This window comes from Ralstonia pickettii (genome assembly GCF_001699815.1).
Lineage (GTDB): Bacteria > Pseudomonadota > Gammaproteobacteria > Burkholderiales > Burkholderiaceae > Ralstonia > Ralstonia thomasii.
The window spans coordinates 156428-179803 of sequence record NZ_MCGB01000086.1; the positions used below are offsets into that span (position 1 = coordinate 156428).

Consider the following 23376-nt stretch of genomic DNA (forward strand, 5'->3'; position numbering starts at 1 on the left):
CAGAACGACATGACCGAAGAGCAGAAACCGCAATCCACCCCCGCCGAGGCCAACAGCTATGACGCCGCCTCGATCCAGATCCTGGAAGGCCTGGAGGCGGTACGCAAGCGGCCGGGCATGTACATCGGCGACACCTCGGATGGCACCGGCCTGCACCACCTCGTGTTCGAGGTGCTGGACAATTCCATCGACGAAGCACTGGCCGGGCATTGCACCGAGATCCAGGTCACCATCCACACGGACAACTCCATCTCCGTGATCGACAACGGCCGTGGCATCCCGACCGGCATCAAGTTTGACGACAAACACGAGCCCAAGCGCAGCGCGACCGAGATCGCCATGACCGAGCTGCACGCCGGTGGCAAGTTCAACCAGAACAGCTACAAGGTGTCGGGCGGCCTGCACGGCGTGGGCGTGTCGTGCGTGAACGGTCTGTCGAAGTGGATGAAGGTGACGGTGCGCCAGGGTGGCAAGGTGCATTACATCGAGTTTGCACAGGGCGTTCCGCAAAACCGCCTGATCGAAACGGTGCAAGGGCCGGACGGTCAGATGGTGGAGGTCTCGCCGCTGCGCGTGTTGGGCACCACCGACAAGCGCGGCACCGAAGTGCACTTCCTGGCCGACGAAGAGATCTTCACCAACGTCGAATACCACTACGAGATCCTCTCCAAGCGCATTCGCGAGCTTTCGTTCCTGAACAACGGCGTGCACATCCGGCTGACCGATCAGCGCACCGGCAAGGAAGAAGACTTCGCCTTCTCGGGCGGCGTGAAGGGCTTCGTTGAGTACATCAACAAGAACAAGACCGTGCTGCACCCCACCATCTTCTTTGCCGCAGGCGAGAAAGACGGCGTGGCCGTGGAAGTGTCAATGCAGTGGAACGACGCCTACAACGAACAGGTGCTCTGCTTCACCAACAACATCCCGCAGCGTGACGGCGGCACCCACCTCACGGGCCTGCGCGCCGCCATGACGCGCGTCATCAACAAGTACATCGCCGACAACGAGATCGCCAAGAAAGCCAAGGTCGACACCTCGGGCGACGACATGCGCGAAGGCCTGACCTGCGTGCTGTCCGTCAAGGTGCCCGAGCCCAAGTTCAGCTCGCAGACCAAGGACAAGCTCGTCTCGTCGGAAGTGCGCCTGCCGGTGGAAGAAGTCGTCGCCAAGGCGCTGAGCGACTTCCTGCTGGAAACGCCCGTCGACGCCAAGATCATCTGCGGCAAGATCGTTGAAGCTGCCCGCGCGCGTGAAGCCGCCCGCAAGGCCCGCGAAATGACGCGCCGCAAAGGCGTGCTCGACGGCATGGGCCTGCCCGGCAAGCTGGCCGACTGCCAGGAGAAAGACCCCGCGCTGTCTGAACTCTTCATCGTCGAGGGTGACTCCGCAGGCGGATCGGCCAAGCAGGGCCGCGACCGCAAGTTCCAGGCAATCCTGCCGCTCAAGGGCAAGATCCTGAACGTCGAGCGCGCGCGCTTTGACAAGATGCTCTCCAGCCAGGAAGTGCTCACGCTCATCACCGCCATGGGCACCGGCATTGGCAAAGACGACTACAACCTCGACAAGCTGCGCTACCACCGCATCATCATCATGACCGATGCTGACGTGGACGGCTCGCACATCCGCACGCTGCTGCTCACGTTCTTCTACCGCCAGATGCCCGAGATCATCGAGCGCGGCCACGTGTACATCGCCCAGCCGCCGCTCTACAAGATCAAGCACGGCAAGGAAGAGCGCTACATCAAAGACGATGTCGAGATGGCCGCCTACCTCGTGCGCCAGGCGCTGGACACCGCCGTGCTCGTGCGCCCCGACGGCACCGAGATTGCCGGCGACGCCCTGGCCGAACTCGCACGCCAGTACCAGCTCAGCCGCGGCGTGATCGAGCGCCTGTCTCGCGTGATTGACGCCGACGCCCTGCGCGCCATTGCCGAAGGCGTGTCGCTGGACTTGTCCAACGAAGCCGCAGCCGAAGCCAGCGCCCGCACGCTCAAGGCCCGCCTGCTGGAAATGCAAGGCAACGCCAGCAGCGCCAACGGCGGCGCCACCGCAGACGCCTTCATGCAGTACGACGAGAAGACCGAGAAGTACCGCATCATGGTCGTCCGCCGCCAGCACGGCAACCAGCGCCTCAGCCACATCGACGCCGACTTTGTGGCCGGCGCCGACTACACCGCGCTCTCAAGCACCGCCGCCACCTTCCAGGGCCTGATTGGCGACGGCGCCAAGGTGCGCCGCGGCACCGGCGACAAGGTGCGCGAGCAGAACGTTGCCGACTTCCACGCCGCCATGACCTGGCTGCTGAGCGAGGCCGAGCGCGGCGTGAGCCGCCAGCGCTACAAGGGCCTGGGCGAAATGAACCCCGAGCAGCTGTGGGAAACCACCATGGACGTCACCCAGCGCCGCCTGCTGCGCGTGCAGATTGAAGACGCCATTGCCGCGGACCAGATCTTCACCACGCTGATGGGCGACGACGTGGAACCGCGCCGGAACTTCATTGAGAGCAATGCGTTGGTGGCGCGGAATATTGATGTTTGAGGGGTGTAGCCGCGCATAGATACAAAACGCCGGGGGTTACTTCCCGGCGTTTTGCTTTGCACAGCACCAACGAGGCGTTTCCGGCTGGAGTTGAAGCGGGTAGTCGAAGTAACTGCTTTCGCTGTTCATGCAGCGAAAATCTGGATGTGGGGATCTCTCTTGCTGCGATGGAAGCAAGAGCGAGCCGGAGTGCTAACCGTGCTGGCATGCATTGGTTACTACTAACACTAGTGGGTATGCGACATGTCGGGTACATTCCGCGGGTGTAGGCGATAACACGTAACTTTTATACTGTCTTAGGAAATAGTCGAACAATGGCAACCGGAAAGCGGGCTCGCTCCCAACTAAAGCCACTTGTAGCAGCCTCGCCTCAAAGCGAGGTCGAAGCGTATCACTTCATCCGAGAAAACCTGAAAGAGGTGGGCTGGGTCGTCAAAAATCCTTCACGCTATAGCGAAGGACAGGTATGGACGCAGAACCAATGTTTTGAACATCCTGTTTTAAAGTCTGCACTCAAATTAATGCGTCCCGAGAATATCGTAAAACTCTCGGAAACCAAGGTATGGGTGATTGAAGCTAAGAGTCGGAAAGCCGCTTTGGGACAAGCGCTCAAAGAGGCGGAGAACGACTATGCTGCACCTATTAACAAAGGTCGAGGCATTAAAGCTGTACTCATAAGCGGTGTGGCTGGAAACGACGAGTCTGGCTACGAAGTGCGCACCAAGATGCTCGTGCGCGGTCGTTACGAGAGCGTTACGATTAACGGTGTAGAGGCTACAGGCCTACTTGATCCGCGTACCGTTGAAACGCTACTTATTTCGGGTAGTCCGGATATTGCTGACTATCAGGTTAACGAAGAACTGTTTCTTCGAGCCGCAGAGCAAATCAACGCGACACTCCACAACGGTGGGATCAATAAGAATGATCGGTCCCGAGTTATGGCAGCGCTGCTGTTAGCCCTGGTGGAGACCGCATCGCTTGATCTTGAGGGCGATTTGCCGGTTCTTATTGGTGACATCAACAATCGTACGGATTCCGCGCTTCGTCGTCACGGGAAGCGGGAATTTCACCCGTTTGTAAAAATTGAACCACCAACAAATCCGGATAGTCACGTCAAATATAAGGCAGCAATAGTTAGAACAATTCAGCAACTGCTTGACCTAAACATCAAGTCCGCTATGAATTCTGGGACCGATGTCCTGGGTAAGTTCTACGAGGTCTTCTTGCGCTACGGTAATGGTGCCAAGGAAATAGGCATTGTTTTGACGCCCAGGCACATTACTCGGTTCGCCGTCGATGCAGTTGGCGTTTCTCCAAGTGATCTGGTTTTTGATCCGGCCTGTGGGACAGGAGGCTTCTTGGTAGCGGCGTTCGATCATGTTCGAGCAAAAACCAAGGGGGCGCCGCTTGAGAGATTCAAGAGATTTGGCTTGTTTGGTATCGAACAGGAATCATCGGTTGCCGCGTTGGCTATCGTCAACATGATCTTTCGCGGCGATGGAAAGAACAACATAGTAGAGGCAGACTGTTTTAATCGATTTCTTACTCGATCCACAAATGACGGTCACGCAACAGCGCAGTATGTGAAAGCGAAACCCAAATTGGGTGAGGAGCCGATTACGCGTGTTTTTATGAATCCACCATTCGCCTTAAAGAAGTCGGACGAGCATGAATGGCGGTTTGTGGAAACTGCACTGAAATCGATGGCGGATGGAGCTCTCTTGCTGGCCATCGTTCCTATGTCTGTCGTCTCGGAGGGCGGCAGCGCTGGAGCGTGGAGACGCCCGCTCCTTGAGCATCATTCCGTAGTTGCCGTTGTTAGTCTGCCAGAGGAATTGTTCTACCCCGTGGCTGTACAAGCGGTGGCGATCATTCTCCGAAAAGGTGTGCCGCACAGGGCTGAGCAGCCGGTACTTTGGGCGCGGGTCGTCAATGATGGTTATCGGAAGTCCAAAGGTAAGCGCTTGCCAGTGCCAGGCGTGAACGATCTGGACGCCCTCAAACCAAAGCTTCGGGCATTTATTGCAGATCCCGATGAGCCTATCGAAGGGGAGCCGGCACGCATAAAGATCTCCCCCCTTGATCTAAGCGACCCTATCCTGGAGCTTGCGCCTGAAGCCTATCTTGACAGTCAGGTCCCCACTTCCAAGGAGTTGCAATCCCGATTGGATGTGCAGGTCAGGGAAAATATCGCTGCACTCGTATCTCTTGATCTCAAGAGCACGTCGGTGGGCTCCGGAGGTATCGTGGATGCGGCGGTGGGACTTTCTCCGATCTCCGAGGAATTTCCAAAGCGCTATTCAAAATTCGGTGAGTATTCTTTAAATTCCTTGTTTGAACTCGAGGCGGGCGACTACCACAATTTAAATTCGCTGGAAGGGGGGTATTCCCGTGGCCTCGTGCGCGGATGGGAACAATGGAATTGCCGGTTTCTACGAAATTCCTAGGCGTATGGCGTATGCAAACGCAATTACGATTGCGTTCAACGGGAGTCCATTGACCACCAAACTGCACCCCTATGAATTTGGGGCAAAAGATGATGTGGCAGTAGCCGTGGCTCGGGAGCAGGGCGGCGCGCCACTTCCTGTTGAGGCCCTTATTTTTATTCAGGCCCAGTTGAATTCTGAGCGTTGGCGATTTTCCTACTATCGCAAGTGCTTTCGCGCGAAGTTGGGGCGTACGCTCGTAGAGCTCCCCGAGAAACGGCCAGGAGTTCCCGATATCCAGTTCATGGTCGCAGCAGTTCGTGCACAACCATACTGGTGGTTCCTCGCGCCAAGACTTAAGAACTGGGTAACGCGGGCTCCACGCCACCACTCACCTGACATGGCACTTGAGAACGGCGACGGTGGGTCTGTCCGGAAGACCGTAAAGCGTGCGATCTGAGGAAAGATGTCACCGGTAGATGTCACTGAGCGCGGAGCGCGTTGTCGCACCAACGAGTGAATGGCCATGCGCACATCGCAACACTAGTCTTCGGCGGCGCGTCGTTTGGCCTGGTTGCCTACAATCGATTGCATAAACACGAACAAAGCCGCCCAAGGAGCGGCTTTGGTTCCTAACAACTATCGATCAACTTACTCCGTAGCAACCTCCACCTTCTTCCGCGCCCCCCGACTAAACCGTACCGACAACGCCGCCCGAGCCGTATCCAACGCCTCCCCTTTGCCAGCCACCTTGAGATACGCATACCCCTCCAGCGAGGCCGTCATCAAGTCGCTACCCAGTGCCATCTGCGAGTCGTGCATCTTTTCAAGTAGCTTCTCCACTCGAACGACGCGAGGGCGCAGTGCATCAAACGCCGCCAAGTCACGCTTCACTTCCGCCAGGCTGTAGTTCACCGAAAGCACGCCGGGGTTGTTGCCCAGCACTTCAACGGCCTTACGGCAAAACGCTTCCGATTTGTCGCCCATCTTCGTGATGGTCATGCGCTGCTCGATCGACAGATCGATCAGGCCCGCGAGCTTCAAAATCAGGTTCTGTGACATTGCATTCCTTCTCTACGTATTAACAAGGTCGCGTCAATTGGCACGACCGGGCGAGATTGGTTTGCTACGGGGCCGATATCAAGGCAAGTCACCACTTTTGACAGAACCCAGGGCGGCGGCGTCCCTGCGCAGAGGTTCGAGGTCGGAGCGCAGGTCTCAAATCGCCGAGCACGCATGTCTCTTGCTCGAGGGCGGGGCCTTCGGATTCGATCTCGAACCGTTGCAGGCGGATCGCGAGCCCCAAACACTCGTATTCCGCTGTCAAGCTCGAAATTTTCGAGCTTCGACAGCGGGCTTTGAACCCCCGACGGTGGCGCGCCAGTCCGAACGCGTCGGCGTCGGGGCTTTGATGGCCAAGCACGGCTCTCGGAGCTCCGATGTATCGAATGTTTTTGAGCCGAGTTCGTGCCTCTGAGGGCCGTGGGTGGCGGTGTGATGGCCGAGCTCCGTTCCCAGGTTGCCGAAATCGAATGTTTGACATCGACGCACGCATCTAAAACTGCGTCGCTCGGCGCGCTGAAGGAAGGCGACGCGGCGCAACAGCCCAAGCTTGCTTCGCGCAGGCTCGATCCCAGCACGCATTGAGCCGAAATGCGCGGTGCGCTCTCGGCCCTTGGGGCGAGGGGCCCCGGGGCAGAGAATCGGAACTTGGAAGGTGCCCCCATCGCTATAATTGGCCCGCTGTCGCACCAACGGCAGCCGGGTCTGGCGATCCGACCGCGCAACACTCAAAGAAGACGGACAGCTGCTGATGCGGTTGCGTCCGTACACGCTCGCGCTAGCTTTATGGCAGGCCGGGTGGGGAGACCTTCGGGTCTGCCGGTTTTCTTTGGGGACCGGTTCGCCAGCCCCGCCGTCGGGCCTGCCACCCTCGTCTGGCGACGGAGTGGTGAGCCTCCTGCAACCCCAAAGAGGCCATCATGCCAAGCAACCAAAGCGGGCACCGCCCCGCGTCTTACCCATCTCCACCCGAACCACCCACCCACGCGCCCACGTCATCCGACACAGGTACGCTCACCAAAAACCGCACCTACCTGAACGGCGCCATCGCAGCGCAGGCGTATCTCAAGCGCACGCGCTCCGCCATGCGCTCACACGGCCAATGCCGCCCGGGCATGCTGCGCGAGCAGCTTCAACATCTGTCCGCGCACGCATTCCCCCCGGCATTTATCAAAGGCTTTGTGGATGCGATTGATGCGTACGTTTCGATGTCGCTTGGGGGCCGCGATGTTGATCCGCAGGCGTGGGATGTATTGGCCGCCATAGAGCGGCGGGGCTACAGCCAATAACAACAGATTGACGCATTCCCGTGACGGGCGGGAATGCCAAGGTTTTATAGATCACGCCCGACACTTCCCGCGCCCGCCGTCACAGCGGCGCTATTGGCGTTCCAACCTCTCTCTCATTCTTCAAGCACAGTTTCCCGAAACCGGTCGAAGATCATCCGGTTCTTGTATTCGGGGTCCCGGTGCCCCCGCTGGGGGCAAATCGGTTCAATGACGTTGCGCACTGCCTCGTCATGGCAATGTGCCACCGCCATGTCGTTGATCGGCAAATTCCGTGCGTGAACACGTACTTCAAGAATCAACAACACCCATTCCGCATCGCTGGACACCTAGGCCATCTAACTGGCAAGGCGGGTTCACCGGGCGCTTACGGTCTTAGGATTGGTCTGATACCGCCAACATCCCTCGATACACAGAATCAACCTCCATGTGCCCAGCCGTTATCGCGCGAACCTACGTAGCGCTGTGTTTGCAATAGCCGGGCACATCCTGGGTATCCCGTAACGACTGAAACGTGTACCAAATTTCGGTGGAGGAAGCGTGCAATAGGCCGATGCGCCAGGCACGCGGTTCCAAAACTACCGAGCATATGGAGGAGAGACTAATGAAGATGCACCGGCTGGATCTGAAAGCCATGCGCGTGGTGGAACGGGCAGTAGCGGCGTCGCTGGGCTTGACTGCGGCCACGTCCGCTTTCGGCGCAGACTTCCGCCCTTTTCCTACCGCACTCTCACTGCCCCGGGGTGTTGCGGCTAATACCGTTGTGGCGAGAGCCTATTTGACGCCTCAAACGTTATGTGGCGAGGGCACATGCAGGTTGGTGAATTTCCGTCCTATTAGCCATGTTAATGTCGCCTCGGGTGACGTACCGGGCTTTGTATCAAACGGACCGACCGTCATCACAGAAATCAAAGGCTTGCGGATGCAAGTCCTCGTCAATGGGGAACCACAGACAAGGCTGGATGAAAATCAACCGTCCATAAAATTTTCTTCGCCGATCGAAATTCAATTGCTGAGGGACGCTTCCCCAGAGTTGGGCAACGGAACAACCGCCGATTCAATTCAGTTCTGGTTTTTCACAAAGACAACGTCGGGAACCAACAGGATCGATAACTACATCCGCCTTAACACGAGGCTGACCAGAATCGAAGGAAGCTGCTCGGTACCCAGTCGGACCGTAGAGCTGCAACCCGCTCGCGTGGGACGCCTGACTGGTGTTGGCGCAACGGCTGGCGAGCGTAGCTTCCAGATCAACATTGACGACTGCCCGAAGGGATACAACAAGATTCTCTACAGGCTCAAGCCGGTGGGCGACACCGTTGGGACGTCAGCGGGGGTATTGCCGCTTTCCGCCGAATCGACTGCCAAAGGCGTGAGGATCAGGGTAACTGACAGTGCGGGGGCGCCTGTTGCATTCGATACGTCGAACAGAATCGATGCCTACAGCAAAGACACCGGCGGTTCGTTTTCTATCCCGATGCGCGTGTCATACGTTCAGACCGAAGCCAAGGTCACGCCCGGCACTGTGAATGGCGCCATGTCGGTGCTGATGGAGTATCAGTGACGAACGGCGGCGCGGATGCGCTCGGCTGTCAGCTTCCGTCCTTGGTTTCCTTAGGCTTAGGCCCAAGCGCAGGGCCGCCGCCTCCGCCCGATCGGATGGGGCCAGCGTTGTCCTTTGGTCGCTCGAGGCTTTCACCTTTGCTGTTGTAGCCGCCAGGACGTTCCGGGCGATTTCCAGAGATGTCCACCCGTGTGGCGGGGTCGTGCGCTTTGCCGCCGCTGTCTGTGCCGCCACCAGATGTGCGTCCCCCGGAGTCGCCGCCACCACCGGACTTGTTTCCCGAGGTTGATGTCCCTGACTTCGTGCCCGGGCTCACCGGCTTTACGCTGTCGCTAGCATGCGCCCATGCGGCGGTCAGTATGGTCAGCAGTGCAATCACTCGCTTCATGCATCCCTCCCTGTGGTCGCGCAGAGCGCGCACGGCAACAGTAGGCGGCAGGCATTGCCGCCGCCATCCCCAAGTCGCGGGGTGGGGGCATGGAGATGGTAGGGGTGCCCAGCCCGAGGTGGCCCAAGCGCGAACTACCCGCGATCGGCTGACGTTTTCACCGATGCCACTGCCGGAATCGCGCTGCAAAGTCTCAATTAATCTGAATTCAATATCACCGAATGCAGATGTAAATATCATTGAACGTCGCGCATTTGCATCGAATTTACGGTTGTTAATCTTCGAGCTGGTCCTTTCGATTATCATCCGCGCAAACAGCAAAAGGCACTCCCTCCGTCAGTCGAGTGAGGCCGTCGGGGTTGTTCCATTTCAGACGGGGCAGGGAGTGCTTTCGCATGAGACGACATCTCAGGCGCGCCGCCGTGTGTCTTCAAGGCGCTGGACATCCGCTCGGCGTGTCTTCCGTCGGCGCATACGCTGACCTGCCTCTTCCCTGAAGTGAAACGATCTTGCCGCTCCAGTGCGAGCGGCTTGCCTGTCGTCGTCTTTCCTCGCCTGCTTGCGATCGCGCCCGGTCGTCAGCAGGCACTTGCCGTCTCCATTGCCAGTAGAGAAACATCATGAACGCCAAGTGTTATCGAACTGTCTTCAACGCCGTGCGCGGCATGCTGGTTGCCGTGGAGGAAACGGCCAGAAGCACAGGCAAGGGGCGTGACACGGGAAGCCGCGCCAGCCGCCGGGCATCTGCGCTGACGTTGAGTACGGTGGCCGCGCTGGCAGCGCCAGGCCTGAATGCGCAATCACTTACACCAGACCGCAATGTTCCTGGTCCCCACCCCGTCGTGGGGGTGGCGGCAAATGGCACGCCGGTGGTGAACATCAATGCGCCTTCGGCTGCTGGCGTCAGTTCCAACGCGTTCACGAACTACAACGTGGGCCAGGCCGGCGTTGTGCTCAACAACAGTGGTCAGAATTCTCAGACGCAAATCGCGGGCTGGGTGCAGGGCAACCCATTCCTGGGCAACAGCGCGGCGCGCGTCATCCTGAACCAGGTGACCAGCGGCAATCCGTCCGTGCTGGCAGGCCCCACAGAAATCGCAGGCAACCAAGCCAGCCTCATCGTTGCCAACCCCGCGGGCATCACGTGTGCCGGTTGTTCGTTCATCCAGGCGCCTCGGGTCACGCTCACCACCGGCACGCCCAACTTCGATGCGCTGGGCAACATCTCGAGCATCTCGGTCCAACAAGGTCAAATTACGGTCAACGGCGCAGGCCTTGATGCGCGCGGCGCGCAGCTTGATTTGCTGTCTCGCGCCATGGCCATCAATGGTCAAGTGTGGGCTGAACGTCTCAATGCGGTAGCGGGTGCCAATAGCGTCGACTACGGCAGCGTCACGCCAACCGCGATTGCGGGCGTGGGCGCGGCACCGCAGGTCGCCATCGACGTTGGCCAGCTGGGCAGCATGTACGGCGGTGGCGCCACGCGGTTGATCGGCACCGAGCAAGGGCTGGGCGTCAACATCGGCGGCAACCTCGCTGCGCTCACCGGCAGCCTGAGCCTGGCGGCCAATGGCGATGTCACCATCACGCCGACCGGCCGCGTGCAAAGCGCGGCGGATGCCAACATCTCGGCACCCAACATCAACAACCAGGGCGTGATCACCAGCCCTGGCAACGTGACGGTGTCTGGCAGCACGACCAACAGCGGCACCGTGGTTGCCGGCGGCAACGCCACCATCACCGGCCCGCAAGTCACCAATAGCGGCACGATCGGCGCGGGTGTCGATACGAACGGCAATGTCACGCAGCCGGGGGCAGTGGCATTGAATGCAACAGGCGCAGTGCGCAACAGCGGCAATCTGCTGGCCGGTCAGAGCATTGGCGTGACCGGTGCAAGCATTGACGCCAGCAACGGCAACGTCGCCACGCAAGGCACGGTCTCGCTGTCCGCCACGGGCGATGTGGCCACGCGCAGCGCGACCATTTCGGGCGGCAGCGTAACCGTTCAGGCCGGCGGCACGTTGGACAACACAGCCGGCAGCCTCTCGTCCAACACCACGCTGCAGGTTGGCGCTCAGCGCGTCGTCAACCAGGGTGGTCTGCTGGCTTCCACCGGCAACACGAGCATCACCACTGGCTCGCTGGACAACACCTCCGGAGCACTGGGCTCCAATAGCGGCAGCCTCGCCGTTAACGCTACGGGTGACATCACCAATGCCAAGGGCAAACTGGTTGCTGCGCAAGACGTCTCCATCACTGGCGGCAGCTTGGGCAACCAGGGTGGCACGGTGTCGGCTCAGAACCTGTCGCTCAACACAGGGACTGGCGCGGTAGACAACACCGGCGGTACGGTTTCCGCCGCGGGCACGGCAAACGTTACGGCCGGTAGCCTTGTCAACCAAGGCGGCACGCTTGCAGCCGCCGGCAATGTGTCTGCCCACGTGGCCAGCCTGGACAACACCTCAGGTGTGCTCGGCTCCGGCAGTGGCACCTTGAACGTCAACAGCAGCGGCGCCATCACGAACGCGGGCGGCAAGTTGGTCGCAGCGCAGGATGTGACGCTTGCGGGCACGAGCCTGGGAAATCAGGCCGGTGCAATCTCGGCGCGTAATCTTTCCCTCAATACGGGCACGGGCGCCATCGACAACACGGGCGGCTCGATGGCCGCCTCGGGTACGGCCAACATCCAGGGCGGCAACCTCGTCAACCGTGGTGGCACGCTCGCCGCTACCGGCGATGTCACCGCGACGGTGGCCAGCGTGGACAACACTGGCGGTGCGCTCGGCTCCAACACCGGCAACCTGATCGTCAACAGCACGGGTTCGATTGCCAACGCGAGTGGCGGCAAGCTTGTCGCTGCACAGGATGTCACCCTGAATGCCGCGACGATCGGCAATCAGGCGGGCACCGTCTCTGGTCGCAATCTGTCGCTCAACGCCGGAGCGGGGGCCATCGACAACACCAATGGCACGGTGTCGGCATCGGGCGTGGCCAACGTTCAGGCTGGCAGCTTGATCAACCAGAGCGGCACGCTTGCCGCCAACGGCAACGTGCACGCGACCGTCGCGAGCCTGGACAACACGTCGGGCGTGCTGGGTTCCAGCACCGGCAATCTGAAGGTGGACAGCAGCGGTGCCGTCACGAGCACGAACGGCAAGCTGATTGCCGCACAAGACGCCACATTCAACGCCGCCAGCTTGAGCAACCAGGGTGGCGCCATCTCGGCGCGCAACCTGTTGGTGAACGCAGGCGCTGGCACGGTCGACAACACCAATGGGCAAGTCTCCGCCTCCGGCACGGCAGACGTGACGGCGGGCAGCCTCGTCAACCGGGGCGGCACGCTCGCTTCTGCCGCGGACATGACCGCCACCGTGGCGAGCGTGGACAACACCGGTGGCGCACTTGGCTCCAGCGGTAACAACCTCGTCATCAACAGCACCGGCAATATCGCCAGCGCATACGGCAAGCTCATTGCCGGTCAGGATGCGACGCTCAATGCGGCGTCCCTTGGCAACCAGGCCGGCACCATCTCTGCGCGCAACCTCACGGTCAACACCGGGTCGGGCGCGGTCGACAACACCAGCGGTACGGTGTCCGCCTCGGGCGTGGCCAACGTAACAGCCGGCAGCTTGGTGAACCAACTTGGCACGCTGGCCGGTGCGGGCAATGTCACAGCAAACGTGGCGCGCCTTGATAACACCTCGGGCGTACTGGGTTCCAGCGCTGGCGCCCTCAACGTCACCAGCACGGGCAATATCGGCAACGCGGGCGGCAAGCTGCTCGCTGCTCAAGATGTCACGCTCGCGGCAACCAGCATGGGCAACCAGGCGGGTACGGTCTCGGGTCAGAACGTCACCCTCAACACGGGGTCGGGCGCACTCGACAACACGGCAGGCAAGGTGTCCGCTGCCAATGCGTTGCAGCTGACCGCCGGCGCGGTCACCAACCAGGGCGGCACGCTGGCCGCGACTGGCGATGTGCACGCCACGGTAGCCAGTCTGGACAACACCGCCGGTGGCATCCTCGGCTCCGGCCAGGGTGGGCTCACCCTCACCAGCACGGGCAACGTCGCCAATGCCGGCGGCAAGCTCCTCGCCACGCAAGATATTCAGCTTCAGGCGGCAAGCCTGGGCAACCAGGGCGGCACGGTGTCCGGTCGCAATGTGACGGTCAACACCGGCACAGGGGCGCTGGACAACACCGGCGGTGCCATCGCGTCTACGGCCGCGCTCGATGCAACAGCGGGCGCCATCACGAACGCCAACGGCGGCGTGATGCAGGCGGGTACGACACTGGCAACCCACAGCCAATCGCTGGCCAATACCAAAGGCGCGGTGATCGGCAACGCAGTCTCGGTCAACGCCAACACGCTGACAAACCAGCAAGGCACGATTTCAGCGAACACCACGCTGGACGTGCAGAGCCAGACCTTGACCAACGACCAGGGCAAGCTGGTTTCCAACGGTGCGCTGACGGTCAATACCGGCACCCTCACCAACGCCGGCGGTCAGGTCGCCTCCAACAGCGATGTGACGGTGAATGGCGCGACGGTCGACAACTCCGCCGGCCTGATGCACTCCGGTGGCACGCTGACGGTATCCGGTGCCAACCTGCTCAACAAGAACACCAATACGGCCACGACCGGCATGGAGGGCGCAAATGTAGCGCTCACCGCCACGACGTCGCTCGACAACACAGCTGGTGCCATCCGCTCCGACCTCAACACGCAGCTCACGGCACCGTCGATCAACAACACGCAGGGCTCGATCCAATCGGCAGGCACGGTGGGTGCCAAGGCGACCGCTGCATTGACGAACACCCAGGGCAACCTGAACGGCACCAAGAGCGTGGGTGTGACGGCTGGCCAGATGAGCGGCGACGGCACGGTGCAGTCGCAAGGCAGTGTGTCTCTGAACCTGCAGTCCGACTACAACAACAGCGGCACGCTGGCTGCCGGGCAAGACGTGTCGGTGACGACCACCGGCAACGTCACCAACTCGGGCACGATGTCCGCCGGCCGCAACCTCGCGGTGTCGGCCAACAACATCACCAACACGCAGAGCGGCCAACTGATTGGCACCGTATCGAACACGCTGACAGCGCAGGGCGCGCTGTCCAACGACGGCCTTATCGACGGTGGCGCGACCGTCGTGCGGGCGAACAACGTCGTCAACACGGGCCGTCTGTACGGGGATTCGGTCTCGATTGCTGCCAACACGCTAACGAACACCGTCAACGGCAGTGGCGTGGCGGGCGTCATCGCCAGCCGTGGCGACATGGACCTGGGTGTGCAGACGCTCAACAACCAGGAGCATGCGCTTATCTACGCGATTGGCAACATGCGTGTTGGCGGGGCGCTCGACGCGAGCAACCACGCGACTGGCTCAGCCCAGAATGTCGTCAACGGTTCGGCCACCATCAACGCCGACGGCAACCTGACGATTGCGGCCGCGCAAATCAACAACCAGAACAATCACTTCGCGACGACAAACCAGACGTCGCCGGGTACGCATGTCGTGTCGTATCGGCTGAATGGGTCGACGCAGGACATCGACCCGACCACAGTCATGTTTATGCAGACGGGCCCGGGTACCAGCGCGCCTGGGACGGATTGGCAGTGGCTGGGCGACTCGCGTCTGGGCGTCATGGTGCTGCCGTCCACGCAATATCCGTTCAATCGCTTCGGGCCCCCGTTTAACTACACCAACGATGGGCGTCAGCCCACCGTGGCCTATGTGCCGGAGACGCCCTGCAGCGCGGATTCCTGCACGGTGTCGAGCTATCCGGAACAGTTCCTCTACAAGACCACGGACACCATCTGGGGTGTATTTGGCATCGCGCCGCCGCAGGAAATTGGCACGCAGCCAGACCCGAGCACCTATCAGCAGTACGCGCAGTATCAAGCAGACCTGACCGCCTGGCAGCAGCGGCATGACGCTGCCGTTGCGCAATACCAGGTGCTGAACAACGCCATCACCGCGTTCAACCAGGACCTTCGCAACCGGCAAGTCGAGAGCTTCACCATCTACGACGGCACGCAGCAGATTACCCGCACGGTGGTCACGCAAAGCGACCCGGGGATGATTACATCCGGCGGCAACATGACGTTGAATGCCGGCGTGGTGAACAACGTGGCCAGCCAGATGGTGGCCGGTGGCGACCTGACGGGCAGCAACGTGATTGGCACCCGACCAGTCAACGTTGGGATGCAGGGTACGCAAACCGTCACGACGAGCGGAACTGCGCAATACACCTACGTCGGCGGGGGGGGCGCATTCTCGTCCGACCACCGCCAGTACAACACCAGCCCATGGCAAGGGCAGACCATCCAGACCAACTACCAGCTGGATGTGAGCCCCACCAACGGCTCCGGTCCGAATAGCCAGCCCACGGTCAAATCCGTTGCGGTGTCGACCAAGGCGGGCCTGGGTAATGGCGGCGGCGCGGCCGTTGCGGACTACAAGGCTATTGGCGGCGACACGGTGCAGCCTGGCAGTGCATCGGTGACGGTGCCCAACAGCGGGGTCATGCATATTCAGACGGCGTCCATTGCCACACCTGCTGGCGGCTCCGTCAGTGCCGCGACCACCTCTGTGACGCTGCCCGGCAACGTGGTCATCCGTACCGTGGTGCCGAACCTGACGCTGCCGAACAATGCCCTCTACCGCATCATCAGCGACCCGGGCAGCAGCGTGCTGGTCGAAACCGACCCGCGCTTTACCAACTTCCGGCAGTGGACATCGAGCGACACCATGCTGTCGCAGTTCCGCAATGACCCGGGTGCCACGCTCAAGCGCATCGGCGATGGCTTCTATGAGCAGCAGCTTATTCAGCAGCAAATCATCCGCGCCACGGGCCAGCGCTTTGTTGGCGACTACACCAGCAACGAAGATGAGTACAAGGCACTGCTGGCAAACGGCACCGCTGCAGGGAAGGCGTTTGGCCTGAACGTTGGCACGGCACTGACCGAAGCCCAGATGGCGCAGCTCACCAGCGACATCGTCTGGATGGTCAAGCAGACCGTGACGCTGGCCGACGGCAGCAAGCAGGATGTGCTGGTGCCGCAGGTCTATCTGCGCGCCAAGGACACCGACATCACCGGTGGCGGCACGTTGATGGCGGGCAGCAACGTCAGCTTCAACGCCAAGGGCGACGCGACGAACACCGGCACAATCGCCAGCCGCAACGTGACGGTGGTCACCGCTGACAACATCGTCAACACCGGCACGCTGGCGGGCAGCACGCTGCTGGCGCAAGCCACGCAAGACATCAATAACCTCGGCGGCCATATCCAGGGCGACCAGGTGTTGCTGTCTGCCGGCCGGGATGTGAACCTGACCAGCACGACGGTCCAAACGAAGAACATCACCACCACCGGTACGAACATCAATCAGGTGGCGAGCATCGATGCCGGTGCGCTGTCCATCCAGGCAGGTCGTGATGCCAACTTGGCGGCGGTTGCCATCAACACGACGGGCAATGCCACCATCACCGCCAACCGCGATGTCAACCTGACGGCGGTGCGGCAGTCGAACGAAGAACATGTCGTGTGGGGGGATAAGAACCGCTCGGACCGTTCTTCGTATGCGGATGCGGGGACGCAGATCCAGACCGGCGGGAACCTCGCTATCGGTGCGGGCCAGGATGTGAACGCTACGGCCGCGTACGCTAACGCCACGGCGGGCGGCATCCAGGTGGCTGCGGGGCGGGATGTGAACCTCAACGCCGGCCAGAGCCATCAAGACGTTCGTGACGAGCACTATCAGAAGGAAACTGGCTTCCTGTCGTCCAAGACCACGCACACCATTGATTCGGCGGGTCAGACCAACGCTGTGGGCACCACACTGTCTGGCGACACGGTGACCGCGGCTGCGGGCCGTGACCTAACGGCGAAGGCAGCGACCATCGCTGGCACGGGCGACGTGAATCTGGCAGCCGGTAACAACCTGACCATCACGACTGCAGATACGGCAACCAGCGAATCTCACTTCAGGGACGTTAAGAAGTCGGGCTTGGGAAGCGCGGGCGCCGGCATCTCTTATGGCACCCACCAAACGACTGATACGACCAACGATACGGTGCGCGGCTCGCAAGGCAGCTTGGTGGGCAGCACGGACGGCAGCGTTCACATGCAGGCCGGCAAAGACCTGCATATCACCGGCTCTGATGTCGTGGCAGCACAGAACGTCACGGGCGTTGCCCAGAACGTAACCATCGACGCGGCGACTACCGACCACCACCACGACGAGACCCACGAAATCAAAAGTTCAGGCTTCACGCTGGCAATCAAGTCGCCAGTCATTGACGCCATCCAGAACGTTCAGCAGCAGGCTGAGGCATCTGGTAACAGCCAGAGCAGTCGTGCCTCTACATTGCACGCGATTGCCGCGGTTGACGGTCTTGGCGATGTCTTTGGAGCAGCGAAGGGCGCGGCGGGTGCATTGGCTGATGGTAAGAAGCCAGAGGCTAAGGTGGAGCTGAGCTGGGGCTCTTCGTCGAGTAAGACAACGTTCACAGAAGACAGCACGCAGAACAAAGGCAGCAGCATCAAGGCTGGGGGTGCGACGGCGTTCGTTGCAACGGGCGACGGGACGCCGGGTAGCGGGAATATCAACATTGTCGGTTCCGACATCAACGCGAAGAACGTGATGTTGCAAGCCAATAATCAGGTCAACCTGAAGGGCAGCACGGATACGGACAGCACGCGTAGCACCAACGAATCCAAGAGTGCGAGCATCGGTGTCTCTTACGGCACCGGCGGTTTTGGCGTGTCGGCGTCGATGTCGAAGGCGCACGGTGATGCAAACTCGGACGCCCAGACGCAGAACAACTCGCACATCAATGCCAGCGACACTCTGACTATCGTTAGCGGCGGTGATACCAATATCGTTGGCGCGAATGTGAACGCCAACAAGGTTCTCGCGGATATTGGTGGCAACCTGAATCTTGCCAGCACACAGGACTCCAGCCGTAGCGCTGCCCACCAGGAAAGCTCAGGTGGTGGCTTCAGCATCAGCCAAGGTGGTGCCAGCGGTAGCTTCAGTCATAGCAACGGTAACGCCAGCGGCAACTACGCGGGCGTGAACGAGCAGTCTGGCATCCAGGCCGGTGCCGGTGGCTTTGACATCAACGTCAAAGGCAACACGGACCTCAAGGGCGCGGTCATCGCCAGTACCGCAACACCCGACAAGAATCAGGTGACCACGGGCACGCTTACGTTCTCGGATGTTCAGAACCATTCGGACTACAACGCGAGCAGCAGCGGTTTCAGCCTGGGCGGCTCCATGGGTAACGGCGGAAGCACTTACAACCAGACATCTGGCAAGAGCGTTGCAGGTGGCGCACCGATGCTGTCCCAGAACGACAGCGGCAGTGAGAATGCGACGACTCGCAGTGCTGTCTCGCAAGGCACCATCACGATTAGCAATCAGGACAAGCAAAAACAAGACATCGCCAGCCTGAGCCGCGATACAACCAACACGAACGGCACCGTCAGAAAGGCGCCTGATCTACAGAACCTGCTGAACAACCAAGCCGACACTATGGCGGCAGCGCAGGCGGCAGGCGCAGCCATCGCGAGGGACATCGGTTCGTACGCGGATGCAAAAAAGGCGGCGGCGGACGCGGCTGGCGACGCGGCCGGGGTGGAAGCGTGGAAGGAAGGCGGCTGGGCCCGGGCGGGCATGCAGGCTGCTGGCGCGGCTATCGTCGGCGGGCTGGGCGGTGGCAATGCTCTGGCTGCAGCAGCGGGCGCAGGCGTTACCTCACTCGCGGCAGGTAAGCTCAACGAGCTTGCTGCTACTGTCAAGGATTCAAAGCCAACAGGAAACAGCGATGTCGACCAAGCTCTCGGTAACATCGTATCCAACGCTGTGGCTACGGCGCTGGGCGGGACGGCTGGAGGGAATGCTGGGGCGGTCGCCGGTTACAACGTCGACCGCTTCAACCGAATGCTGGACTATGACGAGAAGGAACTGATTCGAGCCGCATCTCATGGCGATGCGTCAGCGAGTGACCGTCTAACTAAGGCCGGCTGCTATGCGGTTCAATGTTGGGCACAGTTCCCAGAAGGAAGTCCTCTTTATAAGGCAGCCTTTGTGAGCGACCAGGATGCTCAATCTCTCAGCAAGGAGATTTCCTGGGTCAAAGACCAACAGACTCAAGGGTATTTCCAGTACGGAACGGTTGCCAAGCTCACGGACTCCCTTGCCGCCACCACGGGCATCTCGCAGTACGGTAGGAACGGAACCATCAACGGCGCGCCTGCCGATAGCACTGCTAGTGTCGCGCCTTGCACAGCGGGGGCTGCAAACTGCAATGCGGGGATTGGATACGGTGGAGGGTTGAGAGTCGACTATGTCACCGCAAGCATCTCGACACCCTACGGCGGAGGGTCAGTTTCACTCAACAATGTGACGGGTGATGTCTACGGTGGCCCAACGAAAGGGGCCCCAGCGGGCTGGGGCTTCTCCGTGATGTATGGCCAGATACCAAACATCGATTGGAGCACCCGCGGTACAACCATTGGTTCCTTTTTGGACGGGCTATCCGGTAGCGGCTCTCTTTGCTACACGGGCCTGTGCGGTGGAATCACACATTCTTCCGGCGGGCTTACGGCCGTGGAGTTCGGCGTCGGACTTGGCAGCGGCAGAACTCCATCAACGGGAGCGGGCGGAGGTGCGGGAGGGGCTTCTCATTGGTTCACTGTACCTGGCTACAAGAACTGAAATGAATTTCAAACATTACCTGGCAGCTGGAGCAATTGCCATATCACTTGTGGCGGTCAGCCGATTCATGGGTGGTTACGCAGTTGACGAGGCACAAGCAAAAAAACACGCTGCCATCATTGTTGCCGAAATTGAACGCATCCTTGGTCATAGCATTGGAAAAAGCGAGGAAGGACGCTTGGTAAAGCCAGGCGGAGTTTGGCTCACCGCGAGATTGCCGGCTCATGGATATGGACCTGATGCGTATTCTGATTTGGGCGAAACAATGAAACTGAACGGTTGGTCAACGCTGCCAGATAAGCGGCAGGCCTACTGCAAGAACGGAACTATGGCGACACTTAGGTCAGCGGAGAACATCGGCGAAAAATCAAGTGTAGTGGTTGTGGATTTTGAGTTCAGCAGCCTCTCGCTATCACGATGCGGAAAGCCGAAAGATGGCAATAAATTGCGGTGAAATTTTATTCCGCTTATTTTTCAATTTGTCGCGCCATCGACGCGAATTTTAATGATGGTCATGGAGTAATGGATTTTAAATAGAAATGAAAAAGATAATTCTGTCGATGTTGGTATGCGGCTGGTTGGCCGGCTGTGCGAGTGGAGGCTCTGAAATAAGACAGCACGACACCGAGCTTACTGGCGAGGTATCGCAATTGGAGTCGCTGTATGGAAGATATGAAGTGACGGATGCCGAGAGACTGGCACGAGGTGTCAGCGCAGTGGAAATCTCGCGGAGTTCCATCGGAAAGCCAATCTTTAAGTTCTACTACCGGGATAGCAAACAGGTTGATGTCTTCAGCCCGCACTCCTGCGAACTAAGTTCGGGTGCCGCTGGGATTAAGTGCGGAAAATTCTCGTTCCCCGTCTTCACCAGTGAGTTCCCATATATCTGGATAGCACAGCGTCCTGACGGGGAGAACTATCCTCCAAAGCCGTCTGGTGGCTTGCTAGGCCCCGCAAGACAGATGACGGTCGCGCCTGGAGGATACAGGATGTCATTTGTTCTGGACTACCGAGAGAGAATAAGCGACGTAGCGCTTAGGAAAGTTGATTGATTCGGGGGTATTTCCCCATTGGAGGCGCTCATAGTTGGCGTCTTTACTCCCCCAATTTCTTGTTGAGTGATGCGGACAACGTTTCTATTGCGCACGCTGCTAGCGAGCGGCATGACTTCTTCTGTTTTCGCGCAAGTCGCGCCTGCACCCCTCACCGGCCCTGGTCCCGACGTGCAGCGCTTGCAAGAGCAGCAAGCCGAGCAGGCGCGCGAGCGTGCCAACGCCCGCCCGGATGTCTTCACGCCACCCGCACCCGCGCAGGTGATTTCGCTGTCCGCGCTGCCGAAGGAAACGCCATGCTTCCAAATCAACGGCATCACGTTGGAGGACAACGTCTTCTGGTGGTTGCCCGACCTGCTCAAGCCCGTCAATGGCCAGTGTGTCGGCAAGCAGGGGCTGGAGGCGATCGAGCTGCAGGCAAACAACGCGCTGATTGAGCGGGGCTACGTCACTTCGCGGGTCCTGATCCCGAAGCAGAACTTGGCTGGCGGTACGTTGCAACTCAAGGTGTTGGCGGGGCGCATTGGGGCCATCCGAAATGCCTCGGATAACAACATCGGCTGGGCACGGATGGTGTTGCTCGCTGGCCCCGGAGATTTGTTGAACCAGCGCGACTTGGACCAGGCGCTGGAAAGCATTCGCCGCCTGCCGGGTCAGTCGCAGACAAGCTTTGACATCGTTCCTGGCGAGCGCGTCGGTGAATCTGACATCGTGCTCAAGCCGGGTACTGACAAGCGCTGGCACGCATCGCTGTCAGCGGATAACACGGGCTTGAAGTCGACCGGCAAGTACCAGATGAGCGGCTCGCTGGTCATCGACTCGCCGCTGCACCTCTACGACCAACTGTCGATTTCAGCGTCGTCCAATACAGACCGCGGTTCGACCGCAGCAGGCACGCGTTCCTATTCCATCAACTGGAGCGTGCCGGTCGGCTATGCCACGCTCTTCGTCGGCGCCAATCGCTCGCGCTACAACCAGACGGTGGCGGGTTTCGAGGAGCCCATCGTCTACAGCGGCAATAGCTCGGAGGTGAATGCCGGCATCAGTGGCGTGCTGCATCGCGACGCGACGTCGCGCACCGGCGCCCAGTTCAAGCTCTTCCGCAAAATCAACCGCAACTACCTGGAAGACACGGAGATTGCGGTCCAGCGTCGTGACGTCGTGGGCTATGAGGCGTCGATGTCGCATCGCCATTATCTCGGCCCGGTGGTGCTCGATGGCGGGTTTGCGTGGCGAGAGACGCTGCCCGACCATTCCAACGTGCCGGGCGTGGTGGTCGGTGACCCTGGCTACGGCGGGCGCTCACAAGTTGAAACGGCCAACGCAAGCCTGTATTGGCCGTTCAAGCTGGCTAACCAGATGTTCGAGTACACGAGCAACTGGTCTATCCAGCACGCTCGCACACGTGTGCTGCCCAGCGACTACTTCACCATCGGTAACCGCTACACCGTGCGCGGCTTCGACGGTCAATTGACGCTGGCGGCTGAAGACGGATGGTTCTGGCGCAATGAACTGGCATGGCGCGTTGCAGGACAGGCCATCTATGCCGGGGTCGATATGGGCAAGGTGCACGGCCCCAGTGCGGAATTTCTGCTCGGCGACAAGTTGGTGGGTGCCGTCGTTGGTGTGCGAGGGCGCGTGCCATCCGGGCCCTACATGGCCTTCAACTACGACGTGTCGTTTGGTTGGCCGTTGTACAGACCAGCCGGCTTCCGCAGCCAACAGCCAGCAGTGATGGCGCAGGTTGGCGTGGAGTTTTAGCTTCCAGCTTCATCGAGGAGCATCAATGGGTTGCGGCTGCGCGCTGCATAAGGGCGATAGCCGCAACAGAGCGAGCAGCGCTAGCGTCGGTGTGCAACTGGGTAACGCTGTTCTTGTCGTACGTTAAACAATTCCCAGCCGCGTGCGGACGAGCAACGCCCGTGACGCCCATCAATCCGATACCCGGGCTCCCACGTCACCTTCGCGGGCGCCAGCTCCTGTTCGATCGACGCTTTTTGCTTCTCGCCCAGGTAGTCATCCTCAAACAAAAAACGCGATGGCTGCCGGAAACAATTCCCGCAGCCGTTGGCACGCATGCGTTTCTGAGAACCACGCTTCCGCCTCATCGGCGTCGATCGCCAGCTTGATGACATCCTGCGCAACGGGCGTTGACTGCGCGATGCCCCGATGCGGCTCCGGGCTGTAGGGGTAGAAGGTCGGAGTTGTCGCCATGCGCCTGAGTTGTCTACGTCGGCCATCGAGGTCACGTTTCTGGTGAAGCAATATAGCCGCGCCACCCTGCCACTGGTGCAAGGCTAGTTGGAGCGCGCCGCTCCCTCATCGCCCACACA

Annotated in this window: 13 protein-coding genes; 10 read left to right on the forward strand and 3 right to left on the reverse strand. The window is 60.2% G+C overall.

From position 1 onward, the window contains the following. The first annotated feature begins 9 nt into the window (after nucleotides 1-9). From gyrB to BEK68_RS25560, 3 genes are all read left to right on the forward strand, one after another. Nucleotides 10-2538, forward strand: a complete 2529-nt coding sequence (gene gyrB / locus BEK68_RS18200) for a DNA topoisomerase (ATP-hydrolyzing) subunit B (RefSeq protein ID WP_009239346.1) — start codon at nucleotides 10-12, stop codon at nucleotides 2536-2538. 314 nt (nucleotides 2539-2852) lie between these two features. After that, nucleotides 2853-4985, forward strand: coding sequence for an HsdM family class I SAM-dependent methyltransferase (locus tag BEK68_RS18205; protein ID WP_009239345.1), 2133 nt, complete (start codon nucleotides 2853-2855; stop codon nucleotides 4983-4985). A 49-nt stretch (nucleotides 4986-5034) separates the two neighbouring features. Further along, complete coding sequence (locus tag BEK68_RS25560) at nucleotides 5035-5424, forward strand: hypothetical protein (protein ID WP_139111366.1); 390 nt, start codon at nucleotides 5035-5037, stop codon at nucleotides 5422-5424. Between the two features lie 191 nt (nucleotides 5425-5615). Here BEK68_RS25560 and BEK68_RS18210 read toward each other — a convergent pair whose 3' ends face one another. After that, a complete protein-coding gene (locus tag BEK68_RS18210; protein ID WP_009239344.1) occupies nucleotides 5616-6026 on the reverse strand; it encodes a hypothetical protein in 411 nt (136 codons plus the stop codon). Nucleotides 6027-6461: 435 nt separating this feature from the next. On the opposite strand from BEK68_RS18210, the gene BEK68_RS25815 reads away from it, so the two are divergent. Both BEK68_RS25815 and BEK68_RS18215 read left to right on the forward strand, forming a co-directional pair. Beyond that, nucleotides 6462-6611 (forward strand): hypothetical protein, encoded by a 150-nt coding sequence (locus BEK68_RS25815; protein WP_157042457.1) that lies wholly within the window; start codon nucleotides 6462-6464, stop codon nucleotides 6609-6611. Nucleotides 6612-6946: 335 nt separating this feature from the next. Further along, nucleotides 6947-7315 carry a hypothetical protein gene (locus BEK68_RS18215; RefSeq protein ID WP_009239343.1) on the forward strand — a complete coding sequence of 123 codons (369 nt, stop codon included), beginning with the start codon at nucleotides 6947-6949 and terminating at the stop codon, nucleotides 7313-7315. Nucleotides 7316-7428: 113 nt separating this feature from the next. Here the strand turns inward: BEK68_RS18215 and BEK68_RS18220 are convergent, their stop codons facing one another. Beyond that, a complete protein-coding gene (locus BEK68_RS18220) occupies nucleotides 7429-7641 on the reverse strand; it encodes a hypothetical protein (RefSeq protein ID WP_009277208.1) in 213 nt (70 codons plus the stop codon). Between the two features lie 275 nt (nucleotides 7642-7916). Between BEK68_RS18220 and BEK68_RS18225 the strand changes: the two genes are divergently transcribed. From BEK68_RS18225 to BEK68_RS18235, 5 genes are all read left to right on the forward strand, one after another. Continuing rightward, complete coding sequence (locus BEK68_RS18225) at nucleotides 7917-8876, forward strand: fimbrial protein (protein ID WP_009239342.1); 960 nt, start codon at nucleotides 7917-7919, stop codon at nucleotides 8874-8876. Between the two features lie 1008 nt (nucleotides 8877-9884). Next, on the forward strand, nucleotides 9885-19991 hold the full coding sequence (locus BEK68_RS18230) for a hemagglutinin repeat-containing protein (protein WP_009239340.1): 10107 nt from the start codon (nucleotides 9885-9887) through the stop codon (nucleotides 19989-19991). Between the two features lies 1 nt (nucleotide 19992). Next, nucleotides 19993-20445, forward strand: a complete 453-nt coding sequence (locus BEK68_RS25565) for a hypothetical protein (protein ID WP_139111367.1) — start codon at nucleotides 19993-19995, stop codon at nucleotides 20443-20445. Between the two features lie 85 nt (nucleotides 20446-20530). Beyond that, entirely contained in the window at nucleotides 20531-21043 is a 513-nt protein-coding gene (locus tag BEK68_RS25095) for a hypothetical protein (protein WP_025574456.1), read from the forward strand. Nucleotides 21044-21112: 69 nt separating this feature from the next. Continuing rightward, the gene (locus BEK68_RS18235) at nucleotides 21113-22804 is read left to right on the forward strand and encodes a ShlB/FhaC/HecB family hemolysin secretion/activation protein (RefSeq protein ID WP_009239338.1); all 1692 of its coding nucleotides are present in this window, start codon (nucleotides 21113-21115) and stop codon (nucleotides 22802-22804) included. 261 nt (nucleotides 22805-23065) lie between these two features. Here the strand turns inward: BEK68_RS18235 and BEK68_RS18240 are convergent, their stop codons facing one another. Continuing rightward, nucleotides 23066-23257 (reverse strand): hypothetical protein, encoded by a 192-nt coding sequence (locus BEK68_RS18240; protein ID WP_004635868.1) that lies wholly within the window; start codon nucleotides 23255-23257, stop codon nucleotides 23066-23068. Between the last annotated feature and the right edge of the window lie 119 nt (nucleotides 23258-23376).